At 67.5% G+C, this 17,119-nt stretch carries 18 protein-coding genes; 10 read left to right on the top strand and 8 right to left on the bottom strand.

From position 1 onward, the window contains the following. Positions 1–8 precede the first annotated feature (8 nt). From ACZ42P_RS08930 to ACZ42P_RS08895, 8 genes are all read right to left on the bottom strand, one after another. Positions 9–1,715, bottom strand: coding sequence for a GspE/PulE family protein (locus ACZ42P_RS08930; protein WP_464897207.1), 1,707 nt, complete (start codon positions 1,713–1,715; stop codon positions 9–11). Positions 1,716–1,717: 2 nt separating this feature from the next. Next, complete coding sequence (locus ACZ42P_RS08925) at positions 1,718–2,836, bottom strand: tetratricopeptide repeat protein (protein ID WP_464897206.1); 1,119 nt, start codon at positions 2,834–2,836, stop codon at positions 1,718–1,720. Next, entirely contained in the window at positions 2,833–4,575 is a 1,743-nt protein-coding gene (locus ACZ42P_RS08920) for a type II secretion system protein GspD (RefSeq protein ID WP_464897205.1), read from the bottom strand. The genes ACZ42P_RS08925 and ACZ42P_RS08920 overlap by 4 nt, the downstream gene beginning before the upstream one ends. 35 nt (positions 4,576–4,610) lie before the next feature. Further along, positions 4,611–5,957, bottom strand: a complete 1,347-nt coding sequence (locus tag ACZ42P_RS08915; RefSeq protein WP_464897204.1) for an AAA family ATPase — start codon at positions 5,955–5,957, stop codon at positions 4,611–4,613. Between the two features lie 19 nt (positions 5,958–5,976). Then, the gene (locus tag ACZ42P_RS08910) at positions 5,977–7,422 is read right to left on the bottom strand and encodes a sigma-54-dependent transcriptional regulator (protein ID WP_464897203.1); all 1,446 of its coding nucleotides are present in this window, start codon (positions 7,420–7,422) and stop codon (positions 5,977–5,979) included. A 99-nt stretch (positions 7,423–7,521) separates the two neighbouring features. Next, positions 7,522–8,235 (bottom strand): ABC transporter ATP-binding protein, encoded by a 714-nt coding sequence (locus ACZ42P_RS08905; protein ID WP_464897202.1) that lies wholly within the window; start codon positions 8,233–8,235, stop codon positions 7,522–7,524. Further along, a complete protein-coding gene (locus ACZ42P_RS08900) occupies positions 8,232–9,110 on the bottom strand; it encodes an NAD-dependent epimerase/dehydratase family protein (protein ID WP_464897201.1) in 879 nt (292 codons plus the stop codon). The genes ACZ42P_RS08905 and ACZ42P_RS08900 overlap by 4 nt, the downstream gene beginning before the upstream one ends. Continuing rightward, a complete protein-coding gene (locus tag ACZ42P_RS08895) occupies positions 9,110–10,153 on the bottom strand; it encodes an LLM class flavin-dependent oxidoreductase (protein WP_464897200.1) in 1,044 nt (347 codons plus the stop codon). Before ACZ42P_RS08895 ends, ACZ42P_RS08900 begins: the two co-directional genes overlap by 1 nt. Before the next feature lie 102 nt (positions 10,154–10,255). On the opposite strand from ACZ42P_RS08895, the gene ACZ42P_RS08890 reads away from it, so the two are divergent. The 10 genes from ACZ42P_RS08890 (at position 10,256) to murA (ending at position 17,083) form a co-directional block, all read left to right on the top strand. Continuing rightward, entirely contained in the window at positions 10,256–10,747 is a 492-nt protein-coding gene (locus ACZ42P_RS08890) for a DUF72 domain-containing protein (RefSeq protein WP_464897199.1), read from the top strand. A 47-nt stretch (positions 10,748–10,794) separates the two neighbouring features. Continuing rightward, positions 10,795–11,607, top strand: a complete 813-nt coding sequence (locus ACZ42P_RS08885; protein WP_464897198.1) for an ABC transporter ATP-binding protein — start codon at positions 10,795–10,797, stop codon at positions 11,605–11,607. Further along, positions 11,600–12,394 (top strand): lipid asymmetry maintenance ABC transporter permease subunit MlaE, encoded by a 795-nt coding sequence (mlaE, locus tag ACZ42P_RS08880; protein WP_464897197.1) that lies wholly within the window; start codon positions 11,600–11,602, stop codon positions 12,392–12,394. The genes ACZ42P_RS08885 and mlaE overlap by 8 nt, the downstream gene beginning before the upstream one ends. Positions 12,395–12,399: 5 nt before the next feature. Continuing rightward, positions 12,400–12,870 (top strand): outer membrane lipid asymmetry maintenance protein MlaD, encoded by a 471-nt coding sequence (mlaD, locus tag ACZ42P_RS08875; protein WP_464897196.1) that lies wholly within the window; start codon positions 12,400–12,402, stop codon positions 12,868–12,870. A gap of 36 nt (positions 12,871–12,906) precedes the next feature. After that, positions 12,907–13,530 (top strand): MlaC/ttg2D family ABC transporter substrate-binding protein, encoded by a 624-nt coding sequence (locus tag ACZ42P_RS08870; protein ID WP_464897195.1) that lies wholly within the window; start codon positions 12,907–12,909, stop codon positions 13,528–13,530. Beyond that, positions 13,530–13,820 carry an STAS domain-containing protein gene (locus ACZ42P_RS08865; RefSeq protein WP_464897194.1) on the top strand — a complete coding sequence of 97 codons (291 nt, stop codon included), beginning with the start codon at positions 13,530–13,532 and terminating at the stop codon, positions 13,818–13,820. Before ACZ42P_RS08870 ends, ACZ42P_RS08865 begins: the two co-directional genes overlap by 1 nt. Next, complete coding sequence (locus tag ACZ42P_RS08860; protein WP_464897193.1) at positions 13,817–14,728, top strand: ABC transporter ATP-binding protein; 912 nt, start codon at positions 13,817–13,819, stop codon at positions 14,726–14,728. The genes ACZ42P_RS08865 and ACZ42P_RS08860 overlap by 4 nt, the downstream gene beginning before the upstream one ends. After that, the gene (locus ACZ42P_RS08855; protein ID WP_464897192.1) at positions 14,725–15,477 is read left to right on the top strand and encodes an ABC transporter permease; all 753 of its coding nucleotides are present in this window, start codon (positions 14,725–14,727) and stop codon (positions 15,475–15,477) included. The genes ACZ42P_RS08860 and ACZ42P_RS08855 overlap by 4 nt, the downstream gene beginning before the upstream one ends. A gap of 4 nt (positions 15,478–15,481) precedes the next feature. Beyond that, complete coding sequence (locus ACZ42P_RS08850; protein WP_464897191.1) at positions 15,482–15,718, top strand: BolA family protein; 237 nt, start codon at positions 15,482–15,484, stop codon at positions 15,716–15,718. A gap of 99 nt (positions 15,719–15,817) precedes the next feature. Continuing rightward, the gene (gene murA, locus ACZ42P_RS08845) at positions 15,818–17,083 is read left to right on the top strand and encodes a UDP-N-acetylglucosamine 1-carboxyvinyltransferase (RefSeq protein WP_464897190.1); all 1,266 of its coding nucleotides are present in this window, start codon (positions 15,818–15,820) and stop codon (positions 17,081–17,083) included. Positions 17,084–17,119: the final 36 nt, after the last annotated feature.

The raw sequence follows: 17,119 nt of genomic DNA, 5'->3' as shown, positions 1-17,119 counted from the left end.
CCGCCCCTCTAGCGCAGGCGGCCGGTGAGATCCACCACCCGCGCCACTTCGGTCAGGCTGGTTTTGCCCTCCAGCACGCGGCGGATGCCGTCCTCGGCCAGGGAGCGGAAGCCCCTGGCGACCGCTGCGGCACGCAGCGCGTGCAGGGGCGCCCGTGTGGCCACCAGCTCGTCCAGCTCGTTGTCCATGTAGAGGAGTTCCATCAGGGCCATGCGTCCCCGGTAACCCTTGTAGTGGCAGTTGGCGCAACCCACCGGGCCGTAGATGACGGTGTCCTCGGGCACATCGCCCAGAAGCGCCCGTTCCTCGCGGCTGGGATTGTAGGGCGCCTTGCACTGGGGGCAGAGCAGGCGCACCAGACGCTGGGCGATGACGCCGATGATGTTGCCCGCCATGATCTCCGGCGAGATGCCGATGTCCAGGAGGCGCGGAAACGCCCCGAGCGCCGAATTGGTGTGGAGAGTGGTGAACACCTGGTGGCCCGTCATGGCGGCGCGGAAGGCCATTTCCGCCGTCTCCCGGTCGCGCACCTCGCCCACCAGGATGATGTCCGGATCCTGGCGCATGATGGAGCGGATGCCGTTGACGAAATCCATCTTCACCGTCTCGTTGACCGAGGTCTGGCGCATGAGGGTGACCGGATACTCCACCGGATCCTCCAGGGTCATGATGTTGACGGTCTCGTCGTTGATGTGGGTGAGCAGTGAGTAGAGCGTGGTGGTCTTGCCGGAGCCGGTGGGACCGGTGACGATGAGGATGCCTTCCGGCCGGGCCATCATGCGCTTCAGGGTGGCCAGGGTGTCGGGTGGCAGGCCCATGGCTTCCAGCGGAATGATGGAGCGCTCCCGGTCGAGGATGCGCAGCACGATGTTTTCGCCCCAGATGGTGGGCTGGGTGGAGACCCGGAAATCGATGGGCCGCCCGTTGAGGTTGAGGGAAAAGCGCCCGTCCTGGGCGGCGCGGGTCTCGGCGATGTTGATGCCGCTCATCACCTTGAGGCGCACGGCGATGGAAGGCCAATAGGTCTTGTGCAGGCTGCGGATCTGTTCCAGCACGCCGTCGATGCGGTAGCGGATGCGCAGGAAGGCGTATTCCGGCTCGAAGTGGATGTCGGAGGCACCGCGCTTGACCGCATCCGCCAGCAGCGCCCCCACCAGGCGCACCACCGGCTGGGTGTATTCCATCTCGCCATTGGCGGTGACCAGGCTGGCGTAGTCCACCTCGCCGGTCTCGATCTCGCGCAGGATACCGTCCACCGACAGCTCGTAGCCGTAGAACAGGTCGATGTATTCGGCAAGCTGGGCGAGTCCCGCGAGAAGCGGCTTGATCTCCACCTGGGGGCCCACCAGGGCGCGCAGCTGGTCCAGGGCCATCACGTTGAAGATGTCGGCCACCGCCACCACCAGCAGGCGTTTGCCGGCATCGAACGCCAGCGGCAGCAGGTTGTGGCGGCGGGCGAACTCCTGGGGCACCAGCCGGAGGGCCTCCGCATCGGCCACCACGGTGGAAAGATCCACACTTTCCTGACCGATGGTGTGGGCCACGGTGTCGCGGATCACCGCCTCGGTGACGAAGCCCAGGGCCACCAGTTGCCGGCCCAGGGGAAGCTGGCTCTTTTCCTGCTCCTTGAGGGCGATGCGCAGCTGGTCCTGGGTGATCAGGCCCTGCTGCACCAGCAGGTCACCGAGACGGAGCTTGCGGCGTTGTTCGGACACGGTCAGGGGGCCAGTTGGCGCAGGCGGCTTTCCGCCCGGCTGAGGTCGAAGTGGGCGCCGCCGTGCTGGCGGGCAAGCCGCAGGGCACGCCGGTAGTATTCCGCGGCCGCGCGCGGCTCGTTCACGTGCTCCAGGCTCACCGCGAGATTGAAAGCATAATCCGCGACCTCCGGCTCCAGCCGCTGGGCCTCGAAATAGGCCTGCTGCGCCTCATGCCAGCGGCCCCGGGCGGCGAGGAGATTGCCCAGGGCGAAGTACAAATACGGCGCCGGCTGCTCCGCCATGAGGGCGCGCAGACGCGCCTCCGCCTGCGCCGGCTCGCTGCGGCCCAATAGCGCCACCAGCGCCGCCTGGGCGTAGCCGTTGCGCCCATCCTTTTCCAGCACACGCAGGTAGAGGCGCGCGGCCTCATCGTCCCGGTTGCGGTTCTGGGCGATCACCGCGAGCCCCAGCAGCACGTCCGGATTGTCCGGATCGAGGGCGTGGAGTTTCCGGTAGGCGGCTTCCGCCTCCGCTTCGCGCCCGGCCTCCAGCAGGGCGTAGGCCTGGGCGAGGGCGGGAGAGGGATCGGCCGCATCCCGGGGGCTCGCCGGCCGCACCAGCGGTTCGCGCGCGATGGGTGGCGTGGCAGGGGTTGAGCCGACCCCGGCGGAAGCCGCCTTGCCGGCTGCAGGGCTGACGGGCGCCGGTTGCCTGGCCGCCGGCTCGCCGGGCAGCAGCGGGGCCGCCGCGGGTTTCCCGGGCGCGGGCGCGCCGTCCCCTGGCGGCAGAAGCTGCGGCAGGACCTGCGGCGGGGCGGTCAGCGGTTGCGCCGGCGCGGCGGGACCGTTCGTGACGGGGCCCGGGGGCGCCGCGGCTGCGGGGGGTCTGGGCACAAGCAGCCAGGGCATGTACACCGCCACGTAGAAATAGCCCCCCAGCCCAAGGACCACGGCCACGAGCAGGATCAGCAGCACGAGCAGACGCCGGTTTTCGCTGCCTTCGCCGTGGGCGCGGATCAGGTCCGCCGCCGCCTGGGCGGGGGCCGGTGGCGCGCCCTCGGACGCCCCGGAATGGGGCAGGCTGTCCGGGCCCGAGGGCGGACGCTCGACGCTTTTCAATGCCTTCATCAGCAGGCTCATGGCGACGACGAAGGCTTCTGCGCCGGGGTGGGCAGCCAGCGGCGGTAGAAGGAAAGCTCGTCGCTGGCCAGGCTCGGATTGGAAATGACGGTGGGGCGCAGGAAGACGACCAGCTCGGTCTGCTTCACGTTGCGCTCCCGGCGGCCGGTCAGGAAATTGGTGACCGGGTTCTCCGTGAGTCCCGGCAGGCCGTCGCGGTTTTTGGCGCTGTCATCCTGCATGAGGCCACCCAGCACCACCGTCTCGCCGCTGGCCACCTGCAGCACCGATTCCATTTCCCGCACCTGGATCACGGGCACGTTGTTGGTGACGCCGACCTTCTTCAGTTCCGGATTGGGGTCGGGGGCATCGCCGGCCTTGCGCGTGATGGTGGGGCGCACCACCAGGGTGACGCGGCCATCGGCATTGATCTGGGGAGTGACCGCCATCACCACGCCCACGGGCACGGTGTGGGCGGTGGTGGTGAACGTGGGCTGGACGATGATGCCCCCCGCCGTCTGGGTGCCCTGCTGCACGTCCACGGAGAAATACACCAGATTGTCCACCACCTTGAGCATGGAGGTCTGGTTGTTGAGCACCATGAGCTTGGGGCTGGACAGCACCCGCGCCTCGCCGAAGGATTCCAGCAGCTTGACCGCCGCGGTGAAGTCGCGGCCGGCATTGTTGTAGGTGAGGGTGAAGAAGGGGGTGCTGGTGACCAGATTGGGATTGGTGCCGAAAAAGAACCCGGTGCCCGCGCCGGCGGTGAGGGCACGCTGCCAGTCGATGCCGGCGGAAAACTCGTCCTTGAGGATGACCTCGACGATGGTGGCCTCGATCAGCACCTGACGGTTGGCGGCCGCCTGCACGCCCTCCAGGTACTGTTGCACCAGCCTGTGCTGGGCCTCGGTGGCCATCACCATCACCGTGCCGCCCACGGGATTGACGATGACCTCGTCCTTGCGCTCATCCAGACCCGGCTGAGCGCCCTGACCGAAAATCTCCTTGTACAGGGTGGGCGCGGCCTGCCCGGCGCGCGCCACCGCGCTGGCCTGCTGCAACCGCTCCTCGCGCGCCGCACGCAGGGCTTCCACGCGCGCATTGCGTTCCTCCGCGGACAGGGCCTGGGCGCGCGTGGTGCGCAAAATGTCGCGGATGTTGGCGGCGAGCACCTCCCAGAAGTCATTGCTGGAGGTGCTGGTGACACTGGTGGCGGAGCTGTTGCTGCCCGCGGCTTGCTGCCCGGCAGCGGTGCCGCTGCCGGTGGTGGCCACCTGGGCGGAGACGCCGATGGTGGAGGTGGTCTTGCGGCTGAGGTTCACGTAATCGACGTGGTAGGTCTTGAGATAGGGCGTGTCCGGCGTGACGATCAGGGTGCGGCCATCCAGTTTCCAGCGGATGTTCACCTGGTGGGCGATGCGGTCCAGGATGGCCGGCAGGGTCTCGTTGATCGCGTTCAGGGTCACCACGCCCTGGATATTGGGATGCACGTCGATGTTGAGCTGGGTGTCCCGGGCGAGCGCGAACAGGAGTTCCTTGACCGGCACTTCCGTGACCACGACGCTGTAGGTGGGTGCCTTCACCGCCGGCTTCGGGGGCGGCAGGCGCGGCGCGGCGCTGACCGGCGGGGGAATGTCGGCCGTCGCGGCAGCCGGTGGGGCGATGTGGCCCTGGGAGAGGGGGATGCGCGCTTCGTTGGCGCAGCCGGCGCATACCAGGAAGGCCAGGCCGGTCAGGGGAAGGATGCCGGAACGCCTCACGATCGCTTGCTCCTCTCTACCCCGCAGGGCGGCCGTCAGCGGGTGTTGCGGATTTCCTCGCGCACCCCGCGCACGCTGCGCAAATAGGGGCGCTGGGCGCGCAGGGCGGCGGGCAGGCGGGACATGGCCTCGTTGGCGGCGGCCCGGTCGGGGAAGCTGCCGTAGAGCACACTCATGGCGGGTTTGCCTCCCGCCTGGGTACGGTACACAAAAACCTTCTCTATTTCAACGAGTTTGCCCAGCTCTTCCAAGTAAAGCTCGAGCTTTTTCGGGTCTGTGCCCGCCACCAGCTGGACGTGGATGCTGAACGTGTCTGGGGATGCGCTGGCCAGCCAGGCCTCGGTGGCGGCCAGGCGTGCCGCAGCCAGACCCGCCGGCGTGGCGGGCGCCGGTGCGGGGCCGGGCGCGCCGGCGGGCGCGGCGGGGGCGGCAGACACCGCGGCCGGGCGCGCAGGCGCAGGCGCCGGGCTCGGGTGGGGCAGCAGGCGTCCCGCGGCGAAGCCTGCCGCCGCCCCGAGCAGCAACAGCGCGACGCCCGCGGCCCACAGGCGTCGCTGGCCGGGACGGGCAAAGTCGATGAACTCGGAATCGCGGGCGGCGGCCAGCACGTGGCGCGCATTCACCTGGTGGGTGCGTTCCGTGTAGGCCACCAGGAGGGCCTTGTCGGCGATGATGTTGATGCGCCGTGTCAGCCCCAGGGAGGCGCGCTGGATTTCCCGCACCGCGGCGGGACCGAACACGTCCGGCCCCCGGTAGCCTGCCTGGCGCATGCGGAAGTTGAGATAGGCGCGGGTGTCGGTGGCGTTCAGGGGATCGAGGTGGAAGCTGTGGACGATGCGCTCCCGCAGCTGGCGGATGGCGGGATCCGCAAGCAGCTCGTCCAGTTCCGGCTGGCCGAACAGGACGATCTGGAGCAGCTTGTGGTGCCGGGTTTCCAGATTGGACAGCAGCCGGATCTCCTCCAGCGTGGCCAGGGGCATGGCCTGCGCCTCCTCGACGAACAGCACCACCTGCCGGCCCTGGGCATGGCGTTGCAGCAGGTGGTCGTGGATGGCCTGCATCGCCTCGAGTCGTGGCGTATCCGGCGCCAGGGGCAGGTGCAGTTCGAAGGCGATGGCGTGCAGGATCTCGCCGGGCTGCACGCTGGGATTGGCAAGATAGACCGTCTCCACCGTTTCCGGCAGGCTGTCCTCCAGCATGCGGCAGAGCATGGTCTTGCCGCTGCCCACCTCGCCGATCACCTTGACGATGCCCTCGCCGTGGCGGATGGCATAGATCAGGGCATCGAGAATGGCGCCCCGGTTGCCCCCGGGGAAGAAGAACTCCGTGTTGGGGGTGATGCGGAAGGGCGGCTGGGAAAGACCGAAGAACTCCAGGTACACGCGCGGGCCGTCTGGTTTCCTACTCGCGAGCCGCGTTCTCGTAGGACTGCATGCGGCTGTAGAGCGTGGTGCGGTTGACCCCCAGCAGCTTGGCCGCCTGGCTGAGATTGCCGTGGGTGAGTTTCAGCGCCGCCTCCACGTAGCTCCTCTCCCACTGCTTGAGCATCTGGTCCAGGTTGAAATTGGCCTGGCTCTGCAGATGTTTGCGCGCCATTTCCATCACCGCCTCGGGGCTGGTGAGCAGTTCCAGGGGGCTTGCAGCCATGACCTCGGTATCGAGCTCGTCCTCCAGCTGCTGGGCGCTGACCTTCTGTCCGCCATATTTGGTGGTGAGGCGAATGACGATGTTGCGCAGCTCGCGCACGTTGCCCGGGAAGTGGTAGCTCATCCAGCGTTCCGTCGCCTGGCGGTCCAGCTCGAACGGCGCGACCTTGGCCTGGCGCGCGTAAAAGGCGCGGAAATGCTCCAGCAGCGCCAGCTTGTCCTCCCCCAGCTCGCGCAGCGGCGGCACGTCGATGGTGAACACCGACAGACGGTGATAGAGGTCGGCGCGGAACCGGCCGGCACGAATCTCCGCGCGCAGGTCGCGGTTGGTGGCGGCAATGATGCGCGCATTGGAATGCCGGGTCTGGGTCTCGCCCACCCGCTGGAATTCGCCGTTCTCCAGCACCCGCAGCAGCTTCGCCTGCAGTTCGAAGGGTAGCTCACCGATCTCGTCCAGGAACAGGGTGCCGTCGCTGGCATCCTCGAAATAGCCGGAGCGGGCGGTTTGCGCGCCGGTGAAGGCGCCCTTGCTGTAACCGAACAGGGTGGGCTCCACCAGGGTGGGCGAGATCGCGGCACAGTTGAGGGCGAGGAAGGGCTTGCGCCGCCGGCTGGAGAGCCTGTGCAGGCAGGCTGCCACCAGTTCCTTGCCGCTGCCGGATTCGCCCTCGATCAGCACGGGGAAAGGCGAATCCGCGAACTGGGCGATCTGCTGGCGCAGCTTGGTCACCGGCGGGCTTGTCCCCACCAGGCCGCAGGTGGCATCGCCCTCGGCCTGGGCCTGCGCCGCCACTTCTGCGCGCCGGGCTTCGAGCGCCCGCTCCAGATGGCCGATCAGGGTGTCGGGGTCGCAGGGCTTGGCGATGAAGTCGATGGCCCCCAGGGTGCGCGCATGGCGCGCGTTGGCCTCGTCGTTCTGCCCCGAGAGCACCAGGATCTTGATGTCGGGCGAATAGGCGAGCAGCTCCGAGATGAGATGGAAGCCCTCGTCCGGCAGGTGGGGCAGCGGCGGCAGGCCCAGGTCCACCAGGGCGAGCTCGGGCGGTGCTTCCAGCTCCTGCAGAAGGACCTGGGCGCGCGCGCGGGAATCCGCGGTCAGCACCCGGAACCGTTTGGCCAGCACGAAACTCAGGGTTTCGCTGATGAGAGGGTCGTCGTCGACGATGAGGAGAGCGGGCTTCTCATTCTGCGGTGTTGCCACGAGGAACTCCCAGAAACGAAAGCCTCTGCGCCGGGTTCGACAATTATGACTTTTCCCGGCATTGTGCCAGAACCGGCGCGGGGAAACCAAGGCCGCGCCTTATGCGATGGCGGCCAGATAGGCGGCCTCCAGGGTGGTGGTGCCGAAGCGGGCGCGGCAGGCGGCCGGCGTGCCCATGAAGCGCAGGGTGCCCTCATGCAGGATGGCCATGGCATCGCACAGTTCTTCCACGTCGGCGAGGGCGTGGGTACTCATGAACACCGTGTGGCCCTTCTGGGCCAGACGCGCCAGCGCTTGCTTGAGCAGGGCGCGTGCCTTGGGGTCCAGGCCGCTCATGGGTTCGTCCAGCACAAACAGGCGCGCGCCGCTCACCAGACAGGCCACCAGCCCCAGCTTGCGGGTCATGCCCTTGGAATAGGTGCGCGCCGGCCGGTCCAATGCCTCGGGATCGAGGTCGAGCGCCGCACAGGCGGCCGCCGTGTCCGCCCCGGAATAGGGCTGACCGCGCAGACTCTGGAGATAGCGCAGGAATTCGCGCCCGGTGAGGAAGTGGGGCGGCAGGAAGTTTTCCGGCAGATGGGCGATGGCGCGCCGTGCCTCGACGGCATGGTGGGGCGTGCCCATGAGCGTGATGCGGCCCGCGTCGAGGGTGCAGAAATCCAGCAGGCACTTGATGAGGGTGGTCTTGCCGGCGCCATTGGCGCCCACCAGCCCGCAGGTGACTCCTGCGGCCACTTCCAGCGAGACGTCGCGCAGCACGGGCCGCCCGGCGTAAGTCTTGCACACACCCTCGAGACGGATGGCGGCAGTCATGGGGCCATGATAGCAGCCAGTGTGGCGTGCACGTCGTGGCGGGGCTGCCAGTCGAGCAGGGCGCGGGCCCGGCTGACATCCAGCGTGAGGGAGTGACGCAGCCCCTCGATCCAGCCGGGTTCGCCGCCGAAGCCGGTGAGCTGCCAGGCGGCGGTGAGCAGCCCCCGGGCAAGGGGCAGGGGCAGCCGCACCCGGCGGCCCAGCTCGTGCCAGGTGAAATGGCCGGGGGCGGCCAGGTTGAAGGGCCCGCTCACGTCGCTAACGAGCGCGGCGAGGATGGCGGCCACCACGTCCTCTTCGTGCACGCACTGCAGACGCGGTGCGGGGGGCGGCACGGCAACGGCCAGGGGCAGGCGCAGCAACGTGGTGAGGAGCTGCTGACAGCAGGGGCCGAGAATGGCGTGGGGACGCAGGCGCACCGCCTGGGGCAGGTGGCTTTCGAACCAGGCTTCCAGCTCCGCCTTGTGCGCGGCGTAGAAAAAGCCGGGCAGGGGGGCCAGGGGCGCATCCTCGGTGAGGGCCTCGCCATGGCCATAGACGGCGGCGCTGGACAGATGCACCAGACGCGCGACACCCAGCCGGGCGGCGGTTTCGAACAGGCGCTGGGTGGCCTCGACGTTGATGGCGCGCATGGTCGCGGGATCCATGCGTCCCCGCAGCACCACGAAGGCCAGATGCACCAGGGCGTCGCAGCCCGCGAGCAGGGAGGGATCGAGACGGCGCACGTCGGCGATGTGGGGCGTGAATTTGGGATGGACGAAGCCGGGCGAACGCAGGTCCAGGCCGATCACCGCCTCCACGTCCGGCCGTGCACACAGGGCGGGCAGCAGCACCCGCGCGAGATGGGAGGCGGCACCCGTGACTAGAACCTGCATCAGGCGCCTGCTCCGAGGACGGGCATCACCTCTTCCGCGATTACCTGCAACGACTCCCGCACCAGCGCCGTGGGCAGCGCCCCGGCGCCCACGGCACACAGGACGTGGGTGACGCCTGCCTCCGCCAGGGGCGCCAGGCGGTCGATGCACTCGGCAGGCGAACCCACCACTGCCATGCCGAAGCGGGTGAGCAGGGCAAGGTCGACGCCCAGGCGCATGAGGTGCCGGAAACGCCCCAGTTCGCGGAAGTGCTCGTAGCCGGGATAGAGCCGCTCCAGCACCGGCCCGGTCACGCGCAGGAGTTCCCGGTAGAACCACTCGAAGGCCGGTTTCGCGAGCCGGCGTGCCCGGCGTCCGTCTGGCAGGCAGAACACGCCCAGGGTCATGCCGATGGCCGGCGTTCCCTCACCCTGCCAGGCCGCGCGATACGCGGCGATGTCGGCGCGGGTCATGAACCAGGGTTTGAACGGGCCGGCCAGGAGGTTGAGTCCCTGCGTGGCCGCCCAGCGGAAACTTTCCGGGCTCACCGCGGCGGCCCACAGGGGCGGCGCCGGCTGCACCGGGCGGGGCAGGATGTCCACCCGCGTGCCGTCCGGCAGGAGCACCGGGCTGCCGGCGAAACTTGCGCGCAGCACCGCAAGGCCCGCCTCGGTGCGGGCGCGGCTGTCGCCCATGGGCGTGCCGAACACCCGGTATTCTTCCGGCGCGAAGCCGCGGCCGATGCCCACCTCCAGCCGGCCGTGGGAGAGCACGTCCAGGGTGGCCACGCGCTCTGCCACCCGCACCGGGTGGTGGTGGGGCAGGGGAATCACCCCCAGTCCCAGGCGCAGCCGGCGCGTGCGCATGGCTGCGGCGGCCAGCAGCAGGTCGGGGGCCGAGCTGTGGGAGTAGTGGCGGGTGAAGTGATGTTCCACCAGCCAGGCGCAGCGGAAGCCCAGGGCGTCCGCCAGCGCCAGCTCCTCCAGCCAGTCGTCCACGGCCTGCACCTCGCTGCGGGCGAGGCCGGGGGGCATGGCGAGTTCGTGGAAGAGATCGAAGTGCATGGCCCGGGCGCTTTGGGTCGGCAATCCCGGATTATGGCGGCATCACCGGCGACCGTCATGCCAGGGGGCGTGAGGCTCGCCCGATCTGGGATAATCCCGGGCATGAACGATACCGCCATGCATTTCACCGCCCTGGGCGCCATTGGCTGGGAACACGACCACTGGCTGGGCGCCTTTTATCCCGAAGACCTGCCGGAGGAATGGCGGCTCGCCTATTACGCCACCCAGTTCGACTGCGTGTACCTGCCCCACGCCCACTGGGCGCGCACCGCGCCGGAAACCCTGGAGACCTGGGCGGCGGAGACGCTGGAGCGTTTCCGCTTCCTGCTGGAGCATCCCCCCGGCGCGCTGCAGCCGGAGGAGACCGTGCGCATCGCCGCCCTGGGGGAACGGGCCGTCGTGCTGGGTCCCGGGGAAAATGCCTGGCTCATCTGGTTCGATGCCGGCAGCGATCTCAAGGCCCTGGCGGAGCGCATCCAGGAAAAGGGGCAAGAGGCGTTTGCCCAGGGGCACAGGCTGTATCTGCTGTCCCTGGACGCCCATCTGGGGCGCCTGCAAGAAGTGCGCACCCTGGTCGAGGTCCTGGGCTACTGAAAACGGCGCGGCCGGGATAAAATCACGCAATTTTTGTGTTCCCGCTCATGGCTTCCGAGAACCTGATCGAAATCCGGGACGTGAATTTCACCTACGACGTGCGGCCGGTGCTTAAGGGTATCAACATGACCATCCCGCGCGGCAAGGTGGTGGCCATCATGGGCCTGTCCGGCTGCGGCAAGACCACGCTTTTGCGCCTGATCGGGGCGCAGATCCTGCCCACCAGCGGCCAAGTGGTGGTGGACGGCCGGGTCACCAGCGAGCTGGACAGCGAGGGCGTCTATGCCCTGCGCCGGCGCATGGGCATGCTGTTCCAGTTCGGTGCCCTGTTCACGGACATGACGGTGTTCGACAACGTCGCGTTCCAGATGCGCGAGCACACCGACCTGCCCGAGTCCCTGATCCGCGACCTGGTGATGATGAAGCTGCATGCGGTGGGGCTGCATGCAGTGTGGAACATGCGGCCGGCGGAGCTGTCGGGCGGCATGGCGCGGCGGGTGGCCTTGGCGCGGGCCATTGCCCTCGATCCCATGCTGATCATGTACGACGAACCCTTTACCGGACTGGATCCCCTCGCCATGAGCGTGATCGGCAACCTGGTGCGCCGCCTGAACGATGCCCTGGGCGCCACCTCCATCATCGTCACCCACGACGTTCAGGAGTCGCTGCAGATCGTGGACTACATCTACTTCATGGCCGACGGCGTGGTGATCGCCCAGGGCACGCCGGAGGAAATCCGCAACTCGGAGACGCCCTTCGTGCACCAGTTCGTGCATGGCGAGATCGACGGGCCCATGGCCTTCCACTATCCCGCTCCTCCCTACAGCGCGGACCTGGGGCTGGAGGCGGGCCATGGTTGAACGCTTCCTGGCCGCGGTGCGCGGCATCGGCCATCGCGTGGTGGATGCGGTCTGGCGCATGGGTTACGCGGCGCGTTTCTTCGTCGCCACCCTGTTCCATTCCGGCGCGAGCTTCCGGCGCTTCCACCTGACCATCAAGGAAATCTATTTCAGCGGGGTGCTGTCCCTGATCATCATCCTGGTGTCGGGCCTGTTCGTGGGCATGGTGCTGGGACTGCAGGGATACGAGACGCTGCAGAAATACGGATCGGAATCGGCGCTGGGCACCCTGGTGGCCCTGTCCCTGGTGCGGGAGCTGGGGCCGGTGCTCTCCGCGCTCCTGTTCGCCAGCCGCGCGGGTTCCGCCATCACCGCCGAGATCGGCCTGATGAAGGCCACCGAACAGCTTTCGGCGATGGAAATGATGGCGGTGGACCCCATTGCGCGGGTGGTGGCGCCGCGCTTCTGGGGCGGGGTGATTTCCATGCCGCTCCTGGCCGCCATGTTCTCCGCCATCGGCGTGTTCGGCGGCTATCTGGTGGGTGTGGTGCTGATCGGCGTGGACGAGGGACAGTTCTGGTCGCAGATGCAGGCGGCGGTGGACTTCCGTGAAGACATCGTCAATGGCGTGATCAAGAGCGTGGTGTTCGGCATCGCCGTCACCGCCATCGCCCTGTTCGAGGGTTATGACGCGCCGCCCACGGCGGAGGGCGTGTCCCACGCCACCACGCGTACCGTGGTGACCTCGTCGCTGGCCGTGCTGGCGCTGGATTTCGTATTGACCGCATTCATGTTTCGGGGAGTATAGGCGTAATGGAACGCACGACGATGGACCTCTGGGTGGGCGCTTTCGTGGTCGCCGGCATGGCTGCCCTGCTGGTGCTCGCCTTCAAGGTGGGTAACCTGGGCACCTTCAACAACAACGAGACCTACCGCCTCTGGGCGGAATTCGAAAACATCGGCGGACTCAAGGTGCGCGCGCCGGTGAAGAGCGCCGGTGTTGTGGTGGGCCGGGTGGCGGACATCCAGTTCGACAACCAGACCTTCCGCGCCCGGGTCACCTTCAACGTGGACAAGCGTTACCAGTTCCCGCGGGATACCTTTGCCAAGATCCTGACCTCCGGCCTCCTGGGTGAGCAGTACATCGGCCTGGATCCGGGCGGGGATCCCGAGAATCTCAAGGATGGCGACAAGGTCGCCAAGACCCAGTCCGCGGTGGTGCTGGAAAACCTCATCGGCCAGTTCCTCTACAGCAAGGCGGCCGAGGGGGACGGCGCCAAGTAAACCTGCCCCCCCACGGGCGTCTGAAAGGACCTAGCCATGAAAAAACTGCTCGCTTCCCTTCTCCTGTTTTTTACCCTGCCGTTGGCGGCCCTGGCCAACACCCTGCCGCCGGACGAGCTGGTGAAGTCCGTGGCCACCGAGGTGATGGCCATCATCAAGGCCGACAAGGACATCCAGAAGGGCGATCAGAAAAAGATCTATGCCCTGGTGGATGCCAAGGTGCTGCCCCATTTCGATTTCACGCGCATGACGCGGCTGGCGGTGGGGCGTTACTGGCGCGACGCGACGCCGGAACAGCAGGAGCGGCTGGTCAAGGAATTCCGCGACCTCCTGGTGCGCACCTATGCCATGTCGCTGGCCAACTACAAGAACCAGACCATCGAATACAAGCCGCTGCGTCTCGGTCCCAACGACACCGACGTGACGGTGAAGACGGTGGTGCTGGAACCGGGCCGGCAGCCCATTCCCATCGACTACCAGATGGTGAAGACGCCGGACGGCTGGAAGGTCTATGACATCACCGTGGAGGGGGTGAGCCTGGTGGTGAACTACCGTTCCAGCTTCGCCCAGGAAATCCAGCAGGGGGGCATGGAAAGGCTGATCCGCACCCTGGCCGAGAAGAACGCCCAGGTGGGCCAGCCGGCCACCCGGAAGAACTGATGAGCGCCATCCGCCGTGACGGGGACCGGCTGCAACTGAGCGGTCCCGTCCACATGTCCAACGCCCGCGCACTGCTGGAGCAGGGCAGCGCCCTGCTCACGCCGGAGGTGACCACGGTGGATCTTTCCGGGGTCACCGAGGTGGATTCCGCCGCCGTCAGTCTGCTGCTGGAATGGCAGCGTCAGGCGGCACGGCGCGGCCAGCGCTTGCGTTTCGCCCGTCTTCCCGAGAGTCTCAAGAGTCTGGCCGCCCTCTATGGCGTCACGGAACTCCTGCCCGAGGAGGCATGAGCGCCGGCGGTTCCCCCGCGCTGGAAGTGCGCGCGGTCCACAAGCGCTTCGGTGAGCTGCACGCCCTGCGCGGCGTGGATCTCAGCGTGGAGGCCGGCGAATTCTTCGCTCTGCTGGGGCCCAATGGCGCGGGCAAATCCACCCTGATCAATATCCTGGCCGGCCTCGCCCGCGCCACGTCCGGCAGCGCCCGGGTCATGGGCCACGACGTGGTGCACGATTACCGCGCCGCGCGCCGGGCCTTGGGCGTGGTGCCCCAGGAGCTGGTGTTCGATCCCTTCTTCACCGTGCGCGAAACGCTGGAAATCCAGTCCGGCTATTTCGGCCTGCGTCACAACGACGCCTGGATCGACGCCCTGCTCGACGGTCTGGGTCTGGTCGACAAGGCGGACACCAACATGCGCAAGCTCTCGGGGGGCATGAAGCGGCGCGTGCTGGTGGCCCAGGCGCTGGTGCACAAGCCGCCGGTGATCATCCTGGACGAGCCCACGGCCGGCGTGGACGTGGAGCTGCGCCAGAGTCTGTGGCAGTTCATCCAGATGCTCAACCGCGAGGGGCACACGGTCCTGCTCACCACCCATTACCTGGAAGAGGCGGAGGCCCTGTGCAACCGCATCGCCATGCTCAAGCAGGGGCGCATCATCGCCCTGGACACCAAGCAGAACCTGCTCGCCCGCTTCACCGAGAAATACGCCAGCTTCACCCTGCGCGAGGGGCACCTGCCGCCCGAGCTGCAAGCACGCGTGACCGTCAGCGGCGACCGCTACACGGTGCGCCTGAACGACATGGCCGAGCTGGAGAACCTGCTGTGCCTTTTGCGCACCCACGGCGCCGTGATCGCCGATCTGGACCTGGTGAAGCCGGACCTGGAGGAAGTGTTCATCCAGCTGATGCAGGGAGAGTCATGACCTCGTTCCTCACCCTGTTCTACAAGGAGATCCTGCGCTTCTGGAAGGTTTCCCTGCAGACCATCCTGGCGCCCATCATCACGGCGCTGCTCTATCTGCTCATCTTCTCCCATGTGCTGGCCCGGCACGAGGTCTATCCCGGCGTGCCCTATACGGCCTTCCTGATTCCGGGGCTGGTGATGATGGCGGTGCTGCAGAATGCCTTCGCCAACAGCTCGTCCAGCCTGATCCAGTCCAAGATCACGGGCAACATCGTGTTCGTGCTGCTGCCGCCCATTTCCTACCGGGAGTTCTTCCTCGCCTACGTGGCGGCCTCCATGGTACGGGGTGTGGTGGTGGGCCTCGGGGTGCTCCTGGTGGCGGTGTGGTTTGCGCCCGTGCCCCTGCGTCATCCGGGATGGGCGCTCAGCTTCGCGTTCCTGGGCAGTGCGCTGATGGGGGCGCTGGGCGTGGTGGCGGGCATCTGGGCGGAAAAATTCGACCAGATGGCGGGGTTCCAGAATTTCCTCGTCATGCCCCTCACCTTTTTGGCAGGGGTGTTCTATTCCATCCATTCCCTGCCGCCCTTCTGGCAGGCGGTGTCCCATTTCAATCCCTTCTTCTACATGATCGACGGCTTCCGCTATGGCTTCTTCGGCCTGTCCGACGTGCCGCCGGAACGCAGCCTGTTCATTGTGACCCTGGCCTGTTTGGTCTTATCATTGGCGACCCTGCAACTGCTCAAGTCGGGCTACAAGCTCCGCTATTGATGCCATGGTGACCCCCGAACAGATCGAGCATTACATTCGCCAGGGCCTGCCCTGCGACCACGTGGAAGTGCGCGGCGACGGCCACCACTTCGAGGCGGTGATCGTCAGCCCCGTGTTTCGCGGCAAGAACATGGTGCAGCAGCACCAGGCCGTCTATGCCGCGCTGGGCGACCGCATGCGGGAAGAAATCCACGCCCTGTCCATGAAGACCTTCACGCCCGAGGACTGGGCAAAGCGCTAGGGGGCCGTCGCAAGACCGCGGCACCCCCCGGGCGGGCCCCGGCCGTGACCAGGCTCTGTCCGCCCCGCGCGACGGCAAGGTGCAACTCCCACCGAAGACATGGACAAACTGCTGATTCAGGGCGGCGTGCCGCTCCAGGGTGAAGTGCGTATCTCCGGCGCCAAGAATGCGGCCCTGCCCATTCTGTGCGCCGGGCTGCTCACGCCGGAGACACTCACGCTCACCAATGTGCCCCATCTGCGCGACGTCACCACCATGCTGTCCCTGCTCGGCGGCATGGGCATGCAGGTGACCGTGGACGAGAAGATGGAGGTCACCCTGAGCGGCGCGGACATCCACCGGCGCGAGGCCCCCTATGAGATGGTGAAGACCATGCGTGCCTCCATCCTGGTGCTGGGGCCGCTGCTCGCGCGCTTCGGCGAGGCGCGGGTGTCTCTGCCGGGCGGCTGCGCCATCGGCTCGCGGCCGGTGGATCTGCACATCAAGGGGCTGCAGGCCATGGGCGCCCAGATCGGGATCGAGCACGGCTACATCGTGGCGCGGGCCGAACGCCTGAAGGGGGCGCGCATCTTCATGGACCTGGTATCGGTGACCGGCACGGAAAACCTGATGATGGCGGCCACCCTGGCCGAGGGCGAGACGGTGATCGAAAACGCGGCGCGGGAGCCGGAAGTGGTGGATCTCGCCCAGTGTCTCACCAGCATGGGCGCGCGCATTTCCGGGGCCGGCACCGACGTGATCCGCATCCGCGGCGTGGAACGCCTCACCGGCGCGCGCCACCGCATCATGCCCGACCGCATCGAGACCGGCACCTACCTCTGCGCGGCGGCGGCCACCGGCGGCGAGATCCGCCTGCTGGACACCTCCGCATCCTATCTGGATGCCGTGATCGACAAGCTCATGGATGCCGGCTGCGACATCGTCACGGAAAAGTCGCCCAGCCATGAAGCCATCCGCCTGCGGGCGCCGCGAAAGCTTGAGGCGGTATCGGTGCGCACTGCACCCTACCCGGCTTTTCCCACCGACATGCAGGCCCAGTTCATGGCCATCAACACCATTGCCCGCGGCACCGCCGTCATTCGCGAAACCATCTTCGAGAACCGCTTCATGCACGCCGTGGAGCTGCAGCGTCTCGGCGCGCGCATCAAGATCGACGGCAACCAGGCCGTGGTGGAGGGCGTGGAGCGGCTCACCGGTGCGGCGGTCATGGCCACCGACCTGCGCGCTTCGGCGAGCCTCGTCATCGCCGGGCTGGTGGCCGAGGGGGAAACCCTGATCGACCGCATCTATCACCTGGACCGGGGCTACGAGGCGATCGAGGAGAAACTTTCCCGCTTGGGCGCCCGCATCCGGCGGGTGCGCTGACTATAAAGTAAAGCCCTGACCCCAATTGGTTCTCTG

This window comes from Thiobacter subterraneus (assembly GCF_055379455.1).
This window is presented reverse-complemented; position numbering and strand designations above follow the sequence as displayed.